This is a genomic window from Streptomyces sp. iso_384 (genome assembly GCF_056172905.1).
On record NZ_JBWBTT010000001.1, the window covers coordinates 2,571,746 to 2,588,090 of the forward strand.

Genomic DNA, 16,345 nt, shown 5'->3' on the forward strand with positions numbered 1-16,345 from the left:
TCGGTCCCGGGACCTCCTCCGGTCGCCCGTCCCGAGTGCCGGACGGAATCATCCGGGCACCGCTTCCGGCACTGCGCGGATCTGGCCGGTACGGGTCTTGCGCACAGCCATGTCGGCTGTCCCGTATCACCCGCTATGACGTCGCTGAACATTCCCTGGGCGGTAATCAGCTCTTCATCCGGGCTTCGCCCGTTCCGCTCAGGTTTCGACCCCCGGTATCGGGGTGTTCGCGCAGGTCTCCGCGCGGTCTTCACCCGCCCGACTTTCCGATCGGGGACTGGTCCTGGAATAGTTCCCCACGATGTTCAGCATCCCTAGACTCCCTGCGACGGGGGTAACACGGGGGACAACTAGTGGGGCGCGGAGTGCCGGAACTCGTACTGGAATTGAATGGCAGCACCTGGACGCTCGATCCGTCCAGGTCGTACACCCTGGGACGTGATCCGCAGGGCGACCTGGCGATCGACGACGCCAGGGTCTCGTGGCGGCATGCCACGATCAGCTGGAGCGGCCGCAGTTGGCTCATCGAGGACCATGGCAGCACCAACGGCACCTATGTGCAGGGCCGGCGGATCCAGCAGGTGGAGATCGGCCCCGGCTCGGTGCTGCACCTGGGCAACGCCACCGACGGGCCCCGGGTGAGCCTCAGCGCGGGCGCGGGTGTCGCCGGCGGCCAGGCGGCCGGCGCCCAGCAGGCTCCCGTGCAGCAGCCCCACCAGCAGCCCCAGGGCGCCGGCGCGGGCTGGCACGGACAGCAGGCCCCCGCACACCAGGCCCCGGCCCAGCACCAGGCCCCTGCCCCGCAGCAGGCCTGGCAGCAGCCGCAGGCGCCCCAGCAGCAGGCCCCGCACCAGCAGCCTCCGCAGCAGAAGGTGCCGCACCAGCAGGGCCCCGGGCAGCCGGGCGGCCCGGGGCAGGGCGGTGCCGCGGGAGCGCCGCCGGTCTACGGCGACCGCAGCCCGACCACGTTCCACCAGCTGGCCCTCGGCCGGGTCATGCGCATCGGTCGTGCGCTGGAGAACGAGCTGGTCGTCTCCGACCTCCAGGTCTCCCGCAACCACGCCGAGTTCCACGCGACGCCCGACGGCCGCTTCGAGATCCGCGACCTCGGCTCGCACAACGGCACGTACGTCAACGGCCAGCCGCTCCACAAGTCCGGCTCGGCCCTCATCGGCCCGAACGACATCGTCGGTGTCGGTCACTCGACGTTCCGGCTGGTCGGCGACCGGCTGGAAGAGTTCGTCGACACCGGTGAGGTCTCCTTCTCCGCCCGCCACCTCACGGTGACGGTCGACGGCGGGAAGCAGATCCTCAAGGACGTCTCCTTCGGCGTACCCGAGAAGTCGCTGATCGCGGTCATCGGCCCGTCCGGTTCCGGAAAGTCCACCCTGCTCAAGGCGCTCACCGGCTACCGGCCCGCCAACCAGGGTGACGTCCTCTACGACAACCGAAACCTGTACAAACAGTTCGCCGAGCTGCGCCAGCGCATCGGTCTGGTCCCGCAGGACGACATCCTGCACAAGGAACTGACCGTCACCAAGGCCCTCAAGTACGCGGCCAAGCTCCGCTTCCCCGCGGACACCACCGAGGCCGAGCGCCAGTCCCGGATCACCGAGGTCCTCGCCGAGCTCAAGCTCGACATCCACAAGGACAAGAAGATCACCTCGCTCTCCGGCGGCCAGCGCAAGCGCGTCTCGGTCGCCCTGGAGCTGCTCACCAAGCCCTCGCTGATCTTCCTGGACGAGCCGACCTCCGGCCTCGACCCGGGCATGGACCGCGATGTCATGCAGCTGCTGCGCGGCCTCGCCGACGACGGCCGCACCGTGCTCGTGGTCACGCACTCGGTCGCCGAGCTGGCGATCTGCGACAAGCTCCTCGTGATGGCGCCCGGCGGTTCCGTCGCCTACTTCGGTCCGCCGGAGGAAGCGCTGAACTTCTTCGGCTACACCAGCTGGGCCGACGTCTTCTCCGCCTTCGAGAACTACCGCGACTACGACTGGGCGGGCCGCTGGCGCGGTTCGCAGCACTACCAGATGTACGCCGCCGACATCGACGCGGTCGCGGCCCAGCCGGTCAACATGCCGCCGCCGCAGCAGATGCGCCCGCCGAAGCCGCAGGGCTGGATGGCGCAGCTGTGGACGCTGATCCGGAGGTACGCCTCCGTCATCGCGTCCGACAAGGGCTTCATGGGCCTGATGCTGATCCTGCCCGCCGTGCTGGGCGTGGTCAGCGTGGTCATCCCGGCCGAGTTCGGTCTGGGCGATCCCACCCCGCCGTCCCGGTTCAACGGCAAGGCCGGAACGATCATGCTGATCCTCGCGGTCGGCATGTGCTTCTCCGGCGCCGCGAACTCCGTACGAGAGCTGATCAAGGAACGGGTCATCTACGAGCGTGAACGGGCCACCGGCCTGTCCCGCTCCGCGTACCTGATGTCCAAGGTGATCGTCCTCGGCGTGATCACCGCCTTCCAGGGCGTGATCATCTGCGGCATCGGCTTCGCCACCCGCCAGCTGCCGGACGAGGGCCTGATCATGCCCCCGGCCGTCGAGGTCTGCCTCTCGATCATCGCGCTGGGCTTCACGTCGATGATGGTGGGCCTGGTCATCTCCTCGCTGGTGAAGACCGCCGAGAAGACCATGCCGCTGCTGGTGATGTTCGCGATCGTCCAGGTCGTCTTCACCGGCGTGCTCTTCCAGGTGTACGGGTCGCCCGGCCTGGAGCAGTTCGCCTGGCTGATGCCGTCCCGCTGGGCGATGGCCGCGGCCGGCGCCACGCTGGACCTGGGGCGTCTGACGCCGCCGTGGGACCCGGAGAACCCCACCGACCTCGACCCCCTGTGGGAGCACACCGCGGGCCAGTGGGGCATCAACATCACGGTCCTGCTCGCGCTCGGCGTGATCTGCGGCATCGCGGTCGCGCGACTGCTGCGCCGCCACGAGCCCGAGGTCATGCGCAAGTAGGACACGCACGGAACGACGCCGAGGCCGGCACCCCGCGGGGTGCCGGCCTCCGGCATGTGTACGGCTGGGCTCAGTGGTGCAGTGACTCAGTGGCTCAGCGAATCAGTGCTCAGTACGCGCTGTTCACGTTGTCCATGGAGCCGTAGCGGTCGGCCGCGTAGTTGCAGGCGGCGACGATGTTGGCGACCGGGTCGTACAGGTCCTTCTTGGTGCCCGCCACGTGGTAGCGGTCGAAGGTGGGCTGGATCACCTGGAGCAGACCCTTGGAGGGGATGCCGTTCCGGGCGTTGATGTCCCAGTTGTTGATGGCCCAGCGGTTACCGCTGGACTCACGGATGATGTTGCGGTGGATCCCCTCGTAGGAACCGGGGATGCCTTCCTTCTTCATGATCGACATGGCCTCGCGGATCCAGCCGTCCAGGTTGTTCGCGTAGACGGGCTTGCGCGCGGTGGAGCGGTTGGCCTTCTCGGTCGCGCGCTTCTTCGCGTCGGCCTTGGCCTTGGCGGCCTTCTCGGCCTTGTCCTTGGCGTCGGCGGCGGCCTTGGCCTTCGCCTCGGCCGCGGCCTTCGCCTTGGCGGCCTTGGCCTTGGTCTCGGCGGCGGCCTTCGCCTTGGCGGCGTCGGCGGCCTTCACCAGCTTCTCGGCGGTGGAGTGCTGCTCGATCATGCTGTTCTGCACGGTCTTGGCCTGGGCGGAACCCGCGGCGTTGGTGAAGGCCACGGGCGCGGCGGCCGCCGCGGCCTGCGGGGCTATCTCGGCCTCGGTGTTCGACGGGACGAGAGAGAAGGTCAGGGCGGCGACGCCAAGGGCCGACACACCGGCCACAGTGATCTTCTGGACCTTGTTCAGACGACGGACACGGCTGGGAATGCGAGTCGCAGACATGTAGGGCTACCTCTTCGAATGCTCAGGTGTCCTCACGGAGGACGGGACCGGAGGCGGTGATGCGTACCTCCGTCGGGGACGAGAGCAATTCTTAGCGGCAGCAAAATCCTGTGGCAAAGGTGTGACGTACGAAGCCGGGTAGTGGAAGAGGGTCCCGTTCGCCCGAAATGACCCCTGCTCAGGCCTGTTCAAATCGCCCTTATGGGCCCACTAGGGATGTTCGTAAGTGATGTAGGCCCTATGCCTGGGCTCACATCGGCGACGTAACAGTCTCACCATTCGTTGCTGGAGTAATCCGGAGCGTTACGTTCCTCATCCCGCAGGACGAGGTGGACGTCCCCGAACTCGTGCCAGAGGTACCGCTCCTGGAGCGCCGCCTCGTACCCGAGGCGCAGCGCCTCGCGCCCCGCCACCCCCGGCACTCCCCAACGTAGGAAGCCCGGACCGCACCGCGCCTCGCCCGCGAGCCGCACCCGTACCCGGAACTTCGACGTAGGTCCCGGGACCTGTCGCCGGGCTGCCGTCCGCCGGGCGACGACGGCAGCCCGACGACAGGTCCCGGCGGTCCTACGACCTCCGACCGAGAGGCCCGCAGGCCCGGACCTAGGCCCCCGCCCGCCCGACACCACCCCCGGCCCGATACGGCCGCGCGACCCCCGCCGGTACGGTGATCCCATGAGTCATCGCCCACCGTCGGGCCTCGCCGCGGTGAGTGCCGCACTGCTCGCCATGAGCCGGCACCTCGAAGTGGGCGACGTCCTGAAGACGATCGTCGCCTCCGCCCGCGAGCTGCTCGACGCCCAGTACGCGGCCCTCGGGGTCCCGGACGACCACGGCGGCTTCGCCCAGTTCGTGGTCGACGGCGTCAGCGACGAACAGTGGAAGGCCATCGGCCCCCTGCCCCGCCAGCACGGCATCCTCGCGGCGATGCTGCACCAGGCCAAGCCCGAACGCCTCGCCGACGTCCGCAAGGACCCCCGCTTCGAGGGCTGGCCCGACGCTCACCCCGACATGTCCGACTTCCTCGGTCTGCCCATCACGGACGGAGACGAGATCATCGGAGCGCTGTTCCTCGCCAACAAGACGTGCCCCAAGCCCGACGGCGGCTGCGGCTTCACCGCCGAGGACGAGGAACTGCTCCAGATCCTCGCCCAGCACGCCGCCATCGCCCTCACCAACGCCCGTCTCTACGAACGCAGCCGTGAGCTGACCATCGCCGAGGAACGCTCCCGGCTGGCCCATGAGCTGCACGACGCGGTCAGCCAGAAGCTGTTCTCGCTCCGCCTCACCGCGCAGGCCGCCACCGCCCTCGTCGACCGCGACCCGGCCCGCGCCAAGGGCGAACTCCAGCAGGTCGCCGTCCTCGCCGCCGAGGCGGTCGACGAGCTGCGGGCGGCGGTCGTGGAGCTGCGCCCGGCCGCCCTCGACGAGGACGGGCTGATCGCCACCCTCCGTACCCAGATCCAGGTCCTGGACCGGGCCCACACCGCCGAGGTCGCCTTCGAGAGCTGCGGCGTACGCGCGCTGCCCGCCGCGCAGGAGGAAGCGCTGCTCCGCGTCGCCCAGGAGGCCCTGCACAACGCCCTGCGCCACTCCCGTGCGGAGCGGGTGGGCGTCACCCTGGCCCGGCGCGGCGCCGCCACCGTCCTGCGCGTCACCGACGACGGCGTCGGGTTCGACCCCACCGCCGTCCGGCGGGCGGGCCGTCACCTCGGCCTCGTCTCGATGCGCCACCGGGCGAGCAGCGTCGGCGGCCGACTCACCGTTGCCTCGGAGCCCGGCAAGGGCGCCACGATCGAGATGGAGGTTCCCGGTGGCTGACAAGATCATCAGGGTGCTGCTGGTCGACGACCATCAGGTGGTCCGCCGAGGACTGCGTACGTTCCTGGAGATCCAGGAGGACATAGAGGTCGTCGGCGAGGCGTCCGACGGCGCGGAGGGCGTGGCCCGGACCGAGGAGCTCCACCCCGACGTCGTGCTGATGGACATCAAGATGCCCGGCACCGACGGCATCGAGGCGCTGCGCCGCCTGCGCGAGCTCGACAACCCGGCGAAGGTCCTCATCGTCACCAGCTTCACCGAACAGCGCACGGTGGTACCCGCCCTGCGCGCCGGAGCCTCCGGTTACGTCTACAAGGACGTCGACCCGGACGCCCTGGCCGGCGCCATCCGCTCGGTCCACGCCGGTCACGTCCTGCTCCAGCCGGAGGTCGCCGGCGCACTCCTCGCCCAGGACGACGCGGGCACCGGCACGGGCCGGGGGAGCACGCTCACCGAACGGGAACGCGAAGTCCTCGGCCTCATCGCGGACGGCCGTTCCAACCGCGAGATCGCCCGCGCTCTCGTCCTCTCGGAGAAGACGGTCAAGACGCACGTCTCGAACATCCTGATGAAGCTCGACCTGTCCGACCGGACCCAGGCCGCGCTCTGGGCGGTACGCCACGGAGCGGCGGGCTGACCACGCCGCCGCGGGTTCCCGTCCGGACCGAGATTCATACTGTCGGGTGTATGTCACCCGTACGGCGCATCCTTCCGGAGCGCGCGGCGTTCTCCAGGACGTGCTGCGGCGGCTCGCCGCAGCCTCTCTGGGAGGAACCTGAAGTGAAGAACCTGAAGAAGGCCGCCGCCGTCACCATGATCGCGGGCGGGCTCATCGCCGCCGGTGCCGGAGCCGCCTCCGCCACCGGCCACAGCGGAGCCGGCGCCGAGGGCCTGGCCACCCACTCCCCGGGCGTCGCCAGCGGCAACCTCGTGCAGGTTCCCGTCGCCGTCCCGGTGAACGTGGTCGGCAACACGGTCAACGTGGTGGGCCTGCTCAACCCGGCCTTCGGCAACCTCGGCCTCAACCACTGACCCGAGCCCCACCCCGAAAGCCGGACGGCGCCTCCCCTTCCCCAAGGCCCCGCCCGGCTTTCGCGCACCCCGTCCGGGCAGCCCCGTTCTCAGCCTGTCCGGCCACTCCTCAGCCCGTCCGGCGCTTGAGGACGGAACCCCGGGCCACGGGCACCCGAGCCCAACAGCCCCCGTGCCCGGGCAGCCCGGTATCAGCCCGTCCGGCGCTTGAGGACAAAGGCCCGCGGGCCCTACCGCCGAACCTCCCCGCCCTCCACATACGCGTTGTACGCTGCCACCAACGCACGCCGAGCCACCCGCTCCACCGGCCGCAACGCCTCCCCCCGCGCCGCGATCTCCGACGCGCTCACCGCACCGCCGTGCCCGTTCTCGTACGCCACCGAGACCAGCAGACCCACCCGCTGCGCCATCTCCAGCACCCGCACCGCCCGCGGCGGATACCCGGGCGCCAGCACCTCGCGCCCCCGACTCCGCTCCGCCCGCGCCCGGTACGCGTCCACCGCAGCCTCCGCCACCGGACCGGACCCGGCCACGTCCAGCCGCGACAGCACCGCCGTCGCATCCCGCAACGCCTCCGCCAGCTCCCGCTCCGCCTCTCCCAGCGACGGCACATCCGCGGGCGGCGCCTCCCGTACCGCCAGCACCCGCCACACCACCTCGACGTGCAGATCCCTCTCCGGCCCCACCTCGCTGACCTCGGGCACCAGCCCGTACGGCACCCCGTACGCGACCACCGCCTCCTCGGCCTCCAGCGCCCGCGCATTGAAATCGGGCGGGCCGCTCAGCCCCAGCGGATGCCCCGGCACCGGCAGCGCCACCCGGAATCCGCTCGCCCCGAGCCTCCTCAGCCGGCCGAGCGCGAGCGTGAGCCCGACCGGCCCGGCCTCACCCGGCAGCCCCTCGACGCGGTGCACCGCGTCCTGTCCGACAATCGCGAGGGCCGCCTCGTCCGGCGAGACGAGTCCCGCCAGAAGCGCGTTTCCCCAAGCGGCCAACAACCCTGAACGTGGTTCGACAAGCATGCCGACAGCCTAGGCAACGGCCGGGAACGGCCCTCACGCCTGAAGCACTCGCGCGGTGGCGTAGGTTTTCCTTGGGAGCCGTGCCCACCGGCACGCGAAGATCGACGAGACTGCTTGGGGAGACAACGCGCCATGAGCGATGTGTTGGAGCTGGTGGACGTATCCGTGGTCCGCGACGGACGCGCTCTGGTGGACGATGTCTCCTGGTCGGTCAAGGAGGGGGAGCGCTGGGTCATCCTGGGCCCCAACGGCGCCGGCAAGACGACCCTCCTCAACCTCGCCTCCAGCTACCTCTTCCCCAGCAAGGGAACGGCCACCATCCTCGGTGAGCATCTCGGCGGCGTCGGCACCGACGTCTTCGAGCTCCGCCCCCGCATCGGCATGGCCGGCGTGGCGATGGCCGACAAGCTGCCCAAGCGCCAGACGGTGCTGCAGACCGTCCTCACCGCCGCGTACGGCATGACCGCCACCTGGCACGAGAACTACGAGGCCGTAGACGAGGAGCGCGCCCGCGCCTTCCTCGACCGCCTCGGCATGACCGAGTACCTGGACCGCAAGTTCGGCACGCTCTCCGAAGGGGAGCGCAAGCGCACGCTCATCGCCCGCGCCATGATGACCGACCCCGAACTGCTGCTGCTGGACGAGCCCGCAGCCGGACTCGACCTCGGCGGGCGCGAGGACCTCGTCCGCCGCCTCGGCCGCCTCGCCCGCGACCCGTTCGCCCCCTCCATGATCATGGTGACCCACCACGTCGAGGAGATCGCGCCCGGGTTCACCCACGTCCTCATGATCCGCCAGGGCAAGATCCTCGCGGCCGGCCCCATGGAGACCGAGCTCAGCTCGCGTAACCTCTCCCTCTGCTTCGGCCTGCCGCTCATCGTCGAGCACACCGGCGACCGCTACACCGCCCACGGCCTCCCGCTCTCCTGACCGGGCCGCCGAAACCGGCCGTCGCCCCCCGATCCGCAAGCCGTTCACCGCAGTTGACCCCCGTGCGCCCTGTCGGTGACGCACCGACAGTCCTACGATGACCATGTGGACATCGACGCATGGGTGTGGTGGCTGATCGGCGCGGTGGGACTGGGCATCCCCCTCGTCCTGACCGCGATGCCCGAGTTCGGGATGTTCGCCGTCGGGGCGGTGGCCGCATCGGCCGTCGCCGCTCTCGGCGGCGGAATCGTCGCCCAGGTGCTGGTCTTCGTCGTGGTCTCGGTCGCGCTGATCGCCGTCGTGCGCCCGATCGCCGCCAGACACCGGGCCGGACAGACCGGGCAGGCCAGCGGAATCGACGCCCTGAAGGGCCGTCAAGCGGTCGTGCTGGAGCGGGTATCGGCCGACAGCGGCCGTATCAAGCTCGCCGGTGAGGTCTGGTCGGCCCGCTCGCTCGACGCCGACCAGGTTTTCGAACCCGGCAGTCAGGTCGATGTCGTGGACATCGACGGAGCGACGGCCGTGGTCATGTGACCGAAGCGCGCACGAGGCGGGCCGCGGTCTGCCAGACTCGAAGTCGATCATGTCGATCATCAGGGGAACCCGGCCCGGCCCACAACCCGCCGGCCACCGCCCGCATCTGAGGACCGACCCCGATCACCGCGATCCACCGGCCAACCGAAGGGCACGAGAGACACGATGCAACCGATCATCATCGTTCTGATCATTCTGGTGGTGCTCGTCTTCATCGCCCTGATCAAGACGATTCAGGTCATCCCGCAGGCCAGCGCCGCCATCGTCGAGCGATTCGGCCGCTACACCCGCACCCTGAACGCGGGCCTGAACATCGTCGTCCCGTTCATCGACTCGATCCGCAACCGGATCGACCTCCGTGAACAGGTGGTGCCCTTCCCGCCGCAGCCGGTGATCACCCAGGACAACCTGGTCGTCAACATCGACACCGTCATCTACTACCAGGTGACCGACGCCCGCGCCGCGACCTACGAAGTCGCCAGCTACATCCAGGCGATCGAGCAGCTCACCGTCACCACCCTCCGCAACATCATCGGCGGCATGGACCTGGAGCGGACCCTCACCTCCCGTGAGGAGATCAACGCGGCCCTGCGCGGCGTCCTCGACGAAGCGACCGGCAAGTGGGGCATCCGAGTCAACCGCGTCGAACTCAAGGCGATCGAGCCGCCGACCTCCATCCAGGACTCGATGGAGAAGCAGATGCGCGCCGACCGGGACAAGCGCGCCGCGATCCTCACCGCCGAGGGCATCCGGCAGTCCCAGATCCTCACCGCCGAAGGTGAGAAGCAGTCCGCGATCCTGCGCGCCGAGGGTGAGGCCAAGGCCGCCGCCCTGCGCGCCGAGGGTGAAGCCCAGGCCGTCCGCACGGTCTTCGAGGCCATCCACGCCGGAGACCCGGACCAGAAGCTTCTCTCGTACCAGTACCTCCAGATGCTCCCGAAGATCGCCGAGGGCGACGCCAACAAGCTCTGGATCGTGCCCAGCGAGATCGGCGACGCCCTCAAGGGCCTCAGCGGAGCCTTCGGCAACCTCGGCGGCGGAATGCCCGGCTTCAACACCGGCGGCGACGGCGGAAACGGGGGCAACGGCGGCGGCAAGGGCAGCATCCCGGCCCCGGTGGAACGACGCGAGGAACCCCCGGTCCACTGACCCCCGATCCCCTTCGTGCATGATCAGTGAGGCCCCTCGACCTTCATGGCGGGGAGGCATCACTGACCACCGAAGGAGATGGCGTTGTCCATCTGGGAAATACTCGCCGTCTTCGCGGCCGGAGTCGGAGCGGGCACGATCAACACGATCGTCGGCTCCGGCACCCTGATCACCTTCCCCGTCCTGCTCGCCACCGGCCTCCCCCCGGTCACCGCGACCGTGTCGAACGCCCTGGGCCTCATCCCCGGCTCCATCAGCGGAGCCATCGGCTACCGCAAGGAACTGGCCGGCCAGCGCCGCCGCATCGTCAAACTGAGCATCGGAGCCGCCATCGGCGGCCTCACCGGAGCCACCCTCCTGCTCGCGTTGCCCTCCACGGCCTTCGAGACGATCGTCCCGGTCCTGGTCGCCCTGGCGCTCGTCCTGGTGATCCTGCAACCACGCATCAGCAAAGCCGTCCAGCGCCGCCGTGAACACTCCGGCACCTCGCCCCGCACCGACGGCGGCCCGCTCCTCTTCGTCGGCCTGATGCTCGCCAGCGTCTACGGCGGCTACTTCACCGCCGCCCAGGGAATCATCTACCTCTCCCTGATGGGCATGCTGCTCGACGACACGATGCAGCGCCTCAACGCCGTCAAGAACGTCCTGGCCGCCGTGGTCAACACCATCGCCGCACTGTTCTTCCTCTTCGTCGCCCACTTCGACTGGACGGCCGTTCTCCTCATCGCGGTCGGCTCGGCCATCGGCGGCCAGATAGGCGCCAAGGTCGGCCGCCGCCTCAGCCCCACCGTCCTGCGCGCCCTCATCGTGGCCGTCGGCACGATGGCCATCGTCCAGCTGCTGCTCCGCTGACACACGTGGGCCCGCCCCCTCACAGGGACGGGCCCACGAACACATCACCAGACGTACGCCGACTACGTCACGGCTCCGCGCGGCCGCATCGCGGACCGCCGCCACGCCCTACGCGGCCGCTGCCCGGTCCAGCCACTCGGGCAGCGCCGAGCGGTCGCCGGCCCCCATCGCCAGCAGCATCGCCTCGGCGGGGGAGGGGACGAACGGCTGCTTCAGCAGCGGCATCCCCGCCTGCTCCGGCGTCCGGGCGGCCTTGCGGTGGTTGTCCTCGGCGCAGGAGGCCACCGTGTTCAGCCAGGTGTCCTGCCCGCCCTGGGCACGCGGCACCACGTGGTCGACGGTGGACGCCCGCCGCCCGCAGTACGCGCACCGGTGCTGGTCCCGTATCAGCACACCCCTTCTGGACCACGGCGCCTGTCTTCGGAACGGCACCCGTACGTACCGGCAGAGCCTGATCACCCGGGGCGCGGGAATGTCCACGGCGGCACCACGCATACGGAGCTCGGGATGCGACTGCTCGACGACGGCCTTGTCCGTGAGGATCAGGACCACCGCACGGTTGAGCGTCACTGTCGACAGCGGCTCGAAGCTCGCGTTGAGAACCAGCGTGTCACGCATCCTGCCCACCTCCCGTGTGCCGCCCGCCCCCTGGCAGGCCCGGATCAACTCTGGCTGGGCAGGCCGCGATGGACAACGCAATAAAAAATGCCCTGCTCTGATCTCTCCAAGACCAGAGCAGGGCAAACAGCAAACGAACTAATCGTCGGCGGGAGCCTGGTACTCACCGATCAGCTGCGCACGCCCCAACGTGTGGAACCGGAGATTGAATCCGGCCACCGCGGGAGACACGTCGCTGTCGATCCCGAGCTTCTCGGTGTCCACCGCGTACACGGTGAACACATACCGGTGCCGCTCCCCGGCCGGCGGCGCCGCACCGCCGAACTCCTTGGAGCCGTAGTCGTTGCGGGCCTGAACGGCGCTCTCGGGCAGCCCCTTGAACTCGCCGCTGCCCGCGCCCGCCGGCAGCTCGGTCACCGACACCGGGAGGTCGAAGAGCACCCAGTGCCAGAACCCGCTGCCCGTAGGGGCGTCCGGGTCGAAACACGTCACGGCGAAGCTCTTGGTCCCCTCGGGGAAACCCTCCCACCGCAGCTGCGGCGAAACGTTCCCACCCGCAAGCACCTGGGCATCGCCCAGTACGGCCCCCGGCGCGAGATCGTCGCTCACCACCGTGAACGCCGGGACCTCCGGATGGAAGTCGTGCGGCAGCGGGGCCCTCTTCGGCTCGGTCACGTCTCGCACCTCTCCTGATCGGTTCGTCTGCCTTCCCGCCCGACTCTAGGGCCGGCGCCACCCGCTAGAGCCAGTTGCGCTGCCCGCCGACCTGCGCGAGCCACTGGTTGAGGTACGCCGCCCAGTCGGTCTGCTGGTAGTCGTGCAGCCCCACCTTGAACGCGCGGTAGGAGTCGCTGCCCTCGCTGAACAGTCCCGGCTTCTTGTCCATCTCCAGGATGACGTCCATCTCGCGGTCGTCGGCGACGAACGTCAGCTCCACCTGGTTCAGCCCGCGGTACTGCGTCGGCGGGATGAACTCGATCTCCTGGTAGAACGGCAGCCGCTGACGCGTACCGCGGATGTGACCGCGCTCCATGTCCGCGCTGCGGAAGCCGAAGCCCAGCTGGCCGAAGGCGTTCAGGATGGCCTCCTGCGCCGGCAGCGGATGCACGTTGATCGGGTCCAGGTCACCGGAGTCCAGCGCGCGGGCGATCTCCAGCTCGGTGGTCACCCCGATGTTCATGCCGCGCAGCTGGTGGCCGCCGAACATCGTGATCGGCGTCTCCCACGGAATCTCCAGGCCGAACGGCACCACGTGCACCGCGCCCGCCTGCACCTCGAACGCGCCGCCGAGGTTCAGCTTGGTGAACTCGATGTCCTGCTTGGTCTCCTGGTCCCCGCTCTCGACCTCGACCCGCGCCTGGAGCCCGACGTTCAGCCCCTCGATCTGCTGGGCGACCGACCCGCCCTGGATCCGCACCTCGCCCTGAACGACCCCACCGGGGACGACGTTCACCTCGGTGAGCTCGGTCTCCACCGAGGCACCGCCGGCACCCATGCTCGCGAGCAGTCGCTTGAAGCCCATAGTCACTCCTTCTAGGTCCTGACCCCTACATACGCGCCACGACGGTAGCCGGTTCCCGTCCGGGCGATCCCAGTACCCTCGGGCGCCATGACCAACCGCCAGGACCGCACCCCACTGACACGCGACTTCTTCGACCGCTCCGTACTGGAAGTCGCCCCCGACCTCCTGGGCCGCACGCTCGTACGGCGCACCGAGGAGGGCACGATCGAGCTGCGCCTGACCGAGGTGGAGGCGTACGCGGGCGAGGTCGACCCGGGCTCGCACGCCTTCCGGGGCCGTACCGCCCGCAACGGCGTGATGTTCGGACCGCCCGGTCACACGTACGTCTACTTCACGTACGGGATGTGGCACTGCCTCAACCTGGTCTGCGGCCCGGAAGGCCGTGCGAGCGGTGTCCTGCTCCGGGCCGGTGAGATCGAGGTCGGCGCCGGCCTGGCCCGCCACCGACGCGTCTCGGCCCGCAACGACACGGAACTTGCCAAGGGCCCGGCCCGCCTCGCCACCGCCCTCGACGTCGATCGCGAACTGAACGGCAGCGACCTCTTCGACGGCCCCGCCCCGGCGCTGTCCGTACTGCACGGCACCCCGCCACCCCGTGACCTCGTACGCAGCGGCCCCCGCACCGGGGTGGGCGGCGACGGGGCCCACCAGCCGTGGCGCTTCTGGATCGAGGGCGATCCCACCGTCAGCCCGTACCGCGCCCACGCACCGCGCCGTCGGCCGAGCCGCAAGGCGACTTGACGCACCTTCGGCGGACGCCTAATGTGGTCCGAGCCGCTTGACACGGGTACCGCTGTCGGCACGGTCCATCGGACCGCACCGAGCCACCTGAAGTGGCCAAACCACTACCTACGACTCACCCTGGCGGGTGTGAATTCGGCATGCCCGTAATTCGCCCCATCGGCTCGATTATGAGCTGCCAAGGGAATCGGCTAACGTAGTGAACACGCCGAAAGGCAAGGCCACTCCACAGGCCACCGGAAGTCGAATTCGGACCGGAAACGGAACGAAAAAGAGTCTGGTAAAGTTGGAACCGCCGGAAAGGGAAAACGCGAAAGCGAAGGACCTGGAAAGCGAAAACCGCTTGACCCGCTTCGGCCGGGAATCGGACACGAAAGAGTCTGATAGAGTCGGAAACGCAAGAACGAAGGGAAGCGCCCGGAGGGCCCCGGTGAAACGGGACCGAAGGAAGCGTCCGTTCCTTGAGAACTCAACAGCGTGCCAAAAGTCAACGCCAGATATGTTGATACCCCGGCCTGCTTCGGCAGGTTGGTGGTTCCTTTGAAAGTCCTACCGGGTTCACTTCGGTGACCGGGTAGGCAATTACACAGCGAGGACGCTGTGAACAACGGGTCTTATTCCGACCGGTTGTTCCGCTCTCGTGATGTGTGCACCCGATTACGGGTAAACATTCACGGAGAGTTTGATCCTGGCTCAGGACGAACGCTGGCGGCGTGCTTAACACATGCAAGTCGAACGATGAAGCCTTTCGGGGTGGATTAGTGGCGAACGGGTGAGTAACACGTGGGCAATCTGCCCTTCACTCTGGGACAAGCCCTGGAAACGGGGTCTAATACCGGATAACACTCTGTCCCGCATGGGACGGGGTTAAAAGCTCCGGCGGTGAAGGATGAGCCCGCGGCCTATCAGCTTGTTGGTGGGGTAATGGCCTACCAAGGCGACGACGGGTAGCCGGCCTGAGAGGGCGACCGGCCACACTGGGACTGAGACACGGCCCAGACTCCTACGGGAGGCAGCAGTGGGGAATATTGCACAATGGGCGAAAGCCTGATGCAGCGACGCCGCGTGAGGGATGACGGCCTTCGGGTTGTAAACCTCTTTCAGCAGGGAAGAAGCGAAAGTGACGGTACCTGCAGAAGAAGCGCCGGCTAACTACGTGCCAGCAGCCGCGGTAATACGTAGGGCGCAAGCGTTGTCCGGAATTATTGGGCGTAAAGAGCTCGTAGGCGGCTTGTCACGTCGGATGTGAAAGCCCGGGGCTTAACCCCGGGTCTGCATTCGATACGGGCTAGCTAGAGTGTGGTAGGGGAGATCGGAATTCCTGGTGTAGCGGTGAAATGCGCAGATATCAGGAGGAACACCGGTGGCGAAGGCGGATCTCTGGGCCATTACTGACGCTGAGGAGCGAAAGCGTGGGGAGCGAACAGGATTAGATACCCTGGTAGTCCACGCCGTAAACGTTGGGAACTAGGTGTTGGCGACATTCCACGTCGTCGGTGCCGCAGCTAACGCATTAAGTTCCCCGCCTGGGGAGTACGGCCGCAAGGCTAAAACTCAAAGGAATTGACGGGGGCCCGCACAAGCAGCGGAGCATGTGGCTTAATTCGACGCAACGCGAAGAACCTTACCAAGGCTTGACATATACCGGAAAGCATCAGAGATGGTGCCCCCCTTGTGGTCGGTATACAGGTGGTGCATGGCTGTCGTCAGCTCGTGTCGTGAGATGTTGGGTTAAGTCCCGCAACGAGCGCAACCCTTGTTCTGTGTTGCCAGCATGCCCTTCGGGGTGATGGGGACTCACAGGAGACTGCCGGGGTCAACTCGGAGGAAGGTGGGGACGACGTCAAGTCATCATGCCCCTTATGTCTTGGGCTGCACACGTGCTACAATGGCCGGTACAATGAGCTGCGATGCCGCGAGGCGGAGCGAATCTCAAAAAGCCGGTCTCAGTTCGGATTGGGGTCTGCAACTCGACCCCATGAAGTCGGAGTTGCTAGTAATCGCAGATCAGCATTGCTGCGGTGAATACGTTCCCGGGCCTTGTACACACCGCCCGTCACGTCACGAAAGTCGGTAACACCCGAAGCCGGTGGCCCAACCCCTTGTGGGAGGGAGCTGTCGAAGGTGGGACTGGCGATTGGGACGAAGTCGTAACAAGGTAGCCGTACCGGAAGGTGCGGCTGGATCACCTCCTTTCTAAGGAGCATCTAGATTCCGCAAGGAATCCAGAGCCACTACGTCGGCAAATGTTCGACGGTGGTCAGCTCATGGGTGGAAC

14 protein-coding genes, 1 rRNA gene and 1 pseudogene are annotated in these 16,345 nt (G+C 68.1%); 10 read left to right on the top strand and 6 right to left on the bottom strand.

From position 1 onward, the window contains the following. Positions 1 to 353: 353 nt before the first annotated feature. Positions 354 to 2,960, top strand: coding sequence for an ABC transporter ATP-binding protein/permease (locus AC0VY3_RS11310; RefSeq protein WP_242740676.1), 2,607 nt, complete (start codon positions 354 to 356; stop codon positions 2,958 to 2,960). 109 nt (positions 2,961 to 3,069) lie between these two features. Here the strand turns inward: AC0VY3_RS11310 and AC0VY3_RS11315 are convergent, their stop codons facing one another. Continuing rightward, a complete protein-coding gene (locus tag AC0VY3_RS11315; protein ID WP_103511027.1) occupies positions 3,070 to 3,846 on the bottom strand; it encodes a transglycosylase SLT domain-containing protein in 777 nt (258 codons plus the stop codon). 272 nt (positions 3,847 to 4,118) lie between these two features. Further along, positions 4,119 to 4,259, bottom strand: a pseudogene (locus AC0VY3_RS11320) (S-adenosylmethionine:tRNA ribosyltransferase-isomerase); the annotation flags it as partial. Positions 4,260 to 4,521: 262 nt separating this feature from the next. On the opposite strand from AC0VY3_RS11320, the gene AC0VY3_RS11325 reads away from it, so the two are divergent. The 3 genes from AC0VY3_RS11325 to AC0VY3_RS11335 all read left to right on the top strand — a co-directional run bounded on the left by AC0VY3_RS11325 (position 4,522) and on the right by AC0VY3_RS11335 (position 6,699). Then, on the top strand, positions 4,522 to 5,667 hold the full coding sequence (locus AC0VY3_RS11325) for a GAF domain-containing sensor histidine kinase (protein ID WP_103511028.1): 1,146 nt from the start codon (positions 4,522 to 4,524) through the stop codon (positions 5,665 to 5,667). Beyond that, complete coding sequence (locus AC0VY3_RS11330) at positions 5,660 to 6,304, top strand: response regulator (protein ID WP_103511029.1); 645 nt, start codon at positions 5,660 to 5,662, stop codon at positions 6,302 to 6,304. The genes AC0VY3_RS11325 and AC0VY3_RS11330 overlap by 8 nt, the downstream gene beginning before the upstream one ends. 143 nt (positions 6,305 to 6,447) lie before the next feature. After that, on the top strand, positions 6,448 to 6,699 hold the full coding sequence (locus tag AC0VY3_RS11335) for a chaplin (protein ID WP_030627315.1): 252 nt from the start codon (positions 6,448 to 6,450) through the stop codon (positions 6,697 to 6,699). Positions 6,700 to 6,929: 230 nt separating this feature from the next. Here AC0VY3_RS11335 and AC0VY3_RS11340 read toward each other — a convergent pair whose 3' ends face one another. Beyond that, a complete protein-coding gene (locus AC0VY3_RS11340) occupies positions 6,930 to 7,721 on the bottom strand; it encodes a hypothetical protein (RefSeq protein WP_103511030.1) in 792 nt (263 codons plus the stop codon). A gap of 132 nt (positions 7,722 to 7,853) precedes the next feature. Here AC0VY3_RS11340 and AC0VY3_RS11345 point away from each other — a divergent pair, with 132 nt between their 5' ends. From AC0VY3_RS11345 to AC0VY3_RS11360, 4 genes are all read left to right on the top strand, one after another. Then, a complete protein-coding gene (locus tag AC0VY3_RS11345; protein WP_103511031.1) occupies positions 7,854 to 8,651 on the top strand; it encodes an ABC transporter ATP-binding protein in 798 nt (265 codons plus the stop codon). A gap of 105 nt (positions 8,652 to 8,756) precedes the next feature. Further along, positions 8,757 to 9,185, top strand: coding sequence for an NfeD family protein (locus AC0VY3_RS11350; protein WP_103511032.1), 429 nt, complete (start codon positions 8,757 to 8,759; stop codon positions 9,183 to 9,185). 165 nt (positions 9,186 to 9,350) lie between these two features. Continuing rightward, positions 9,351 to 10,334, top strand: coding sequence for an SPFH domain-containing protein (locus AC0VY3_RS11355; RefSeq protein WP_103511033.1), 984 nt, complete (start codon positions 9,351 to 9,353; stop codon positions 10,332 to 10,334). A gap of 84 nt (positions 10,335 to 10,418) precedes the next feature. After that, positions 10,419 to 11,186, top strand: a complete 768-nt coding sequence (locus tag AC0VY3_RS11360) for a sulfite exporter TauE/SafE family protein (RefSeq protein ID WP_103511034.1) — start codon at positions 10,419 to 10,421, stop codon at positions 11,184 to 11,186. 108 nt (positions 11,187 to 11,294) lie between these two features. Here the strand turns inward: AC0VY3_RS11360 and AC0VY3_RS11365 are convergent, their stop codons facing one another. The 3 genes from AC0VY3_RS11365 to AC0VY3_RS11375 all read right to left on the bottom strand — a co-directional run bounded on the left by AC0VY3_RS11365 (position 11,295) and on the right by AC0VY3_RS11375 (position 13,326). Beyond that, entirely contained in the window at positions 11,295 to 11,804 is a 510-nt protein-coding gene (locus AC0VY3_RS11365; protein WP_069756287.1) for an HNH endonuclease, read from the bottom strand. A gap of 138 nt (positions 11,805 to 11,942) precedes the next feature. Next, positions 11,943 to 12,479 carry a YbhB/YbcL family Raf kinase inhibitor-like protein gene (locus tag AC0VY3_RS11370; RefSeq protein ID WP_475549538.1) on the bottom strand — a complete coding sequence of 179 codons (537 nt, stop codon included), beginning with the start codon at positions 12,477 to 12,479 and terminating at the stop codon, positions 11,943 to 11,945. A gap of 64 nt (positions 12,480 to 12,543) precedes the next feature. Next, entirely contained in the window at positions 12,544 to 13,326 is a 783-nt protein-coding gene (locus tag AC0VY3_RS11375; protein WP_137233925.1) for a sporulation protein, read from the bottom strand. An 87-nt stretch (positions 13,327 to 13,413) separates the two neighbouring features. Between AC0VY3_RS11375 and AC0VY3_RS11380 the strand changes: the two genes are divergently transcribed. Together AC0VY3_RS11380 and AC0VY3_RS11385 are read left to right on the top strand one after the other, a co-directional pair. Next, the gene (locus AC0VY3_RS11380) at positions 13,414 to 14,067 is read left to right on the top strand and encodes a DNA-3-methyladenine glycosylase (RefSeq protein WP_475549539.1); all 654 of its coding nucleotides are present in this window, start codon (positions 13,414 to 13,416) and stop codon (positions 14,065 to 14,067) included. Between the two features lie 670 nt (positions 14,068 to 14,737). Further along, positions 14,738 to 16,263 (top strand): 16S ribosomal RNA (locus AC0VY3_RS11385). Positions 16,264 to 16,345: the final 82 nt, after the last annotated feature.

Excerpts from the sequence above, each read along its gene's own strand:
- AC0VY3_RS11325 (WP_103511028.1), top strand. The coding sequence starts at position 4,522 with ATGAGTCATCGCCCACCGTCGGGCCTCGCCGCGGTGAGTGCCGCACTG.
- AC0VY3_RS11355 (WP_103511033.1), top strand. The coding sequence starts at position 9,351 with ATGCAACCGATCATCATCGTTCTGATCATTCTGGTGGTGCTCGTCTTC.
- AC0VY3_RS11380 (WP_475549539.1), top strand. The coding sequence starts at position 13,414 with ATGACCAACCGCCAGGACCGCACCCCACTGACACGCGACTTCTTCGAC.
- AC0VY3_RS11375 (WP_137233925.1), bottom strand. The coding sequence starts at position 13,326 with ATGGGCTTCAAGCGACTGCTCGCGAGCATGGGTGCCGGCGGTGCCTCG.
- AC0VY3_RS11340 (WP_103511030.1), bottom strand. The coding sequence starts at position 7,721 with ATGCTTGTCGAACCACGTTCAGGGTTGTTGGCCGCTTGGGGAAACGCG.
- AC0VY3_RS11345 (WP_103511031.1), top strand. The coding sequence starts at position 7,854 with ATGAGCGATGTGTTGGAGCTGGTGGACGTATCCGTGGTCCGCGACGGA.
- AC0VY3_RS11365 (WP_069756287.1), bottom strand. The coding sequence starts at position 11,804 with ATGCGTGACACGCTGGTTCTCAACGCGAGCTTCGAGCCGCTGTCGACA.
- AC0VY3_RS11315 (WP_103511027.1), bottom strand. The coding sequence starts at position 3,846 with ATGTCTGCGACTCGCATTCCCAGCCGTGTCCGTCGTCTGAACAAGGTC.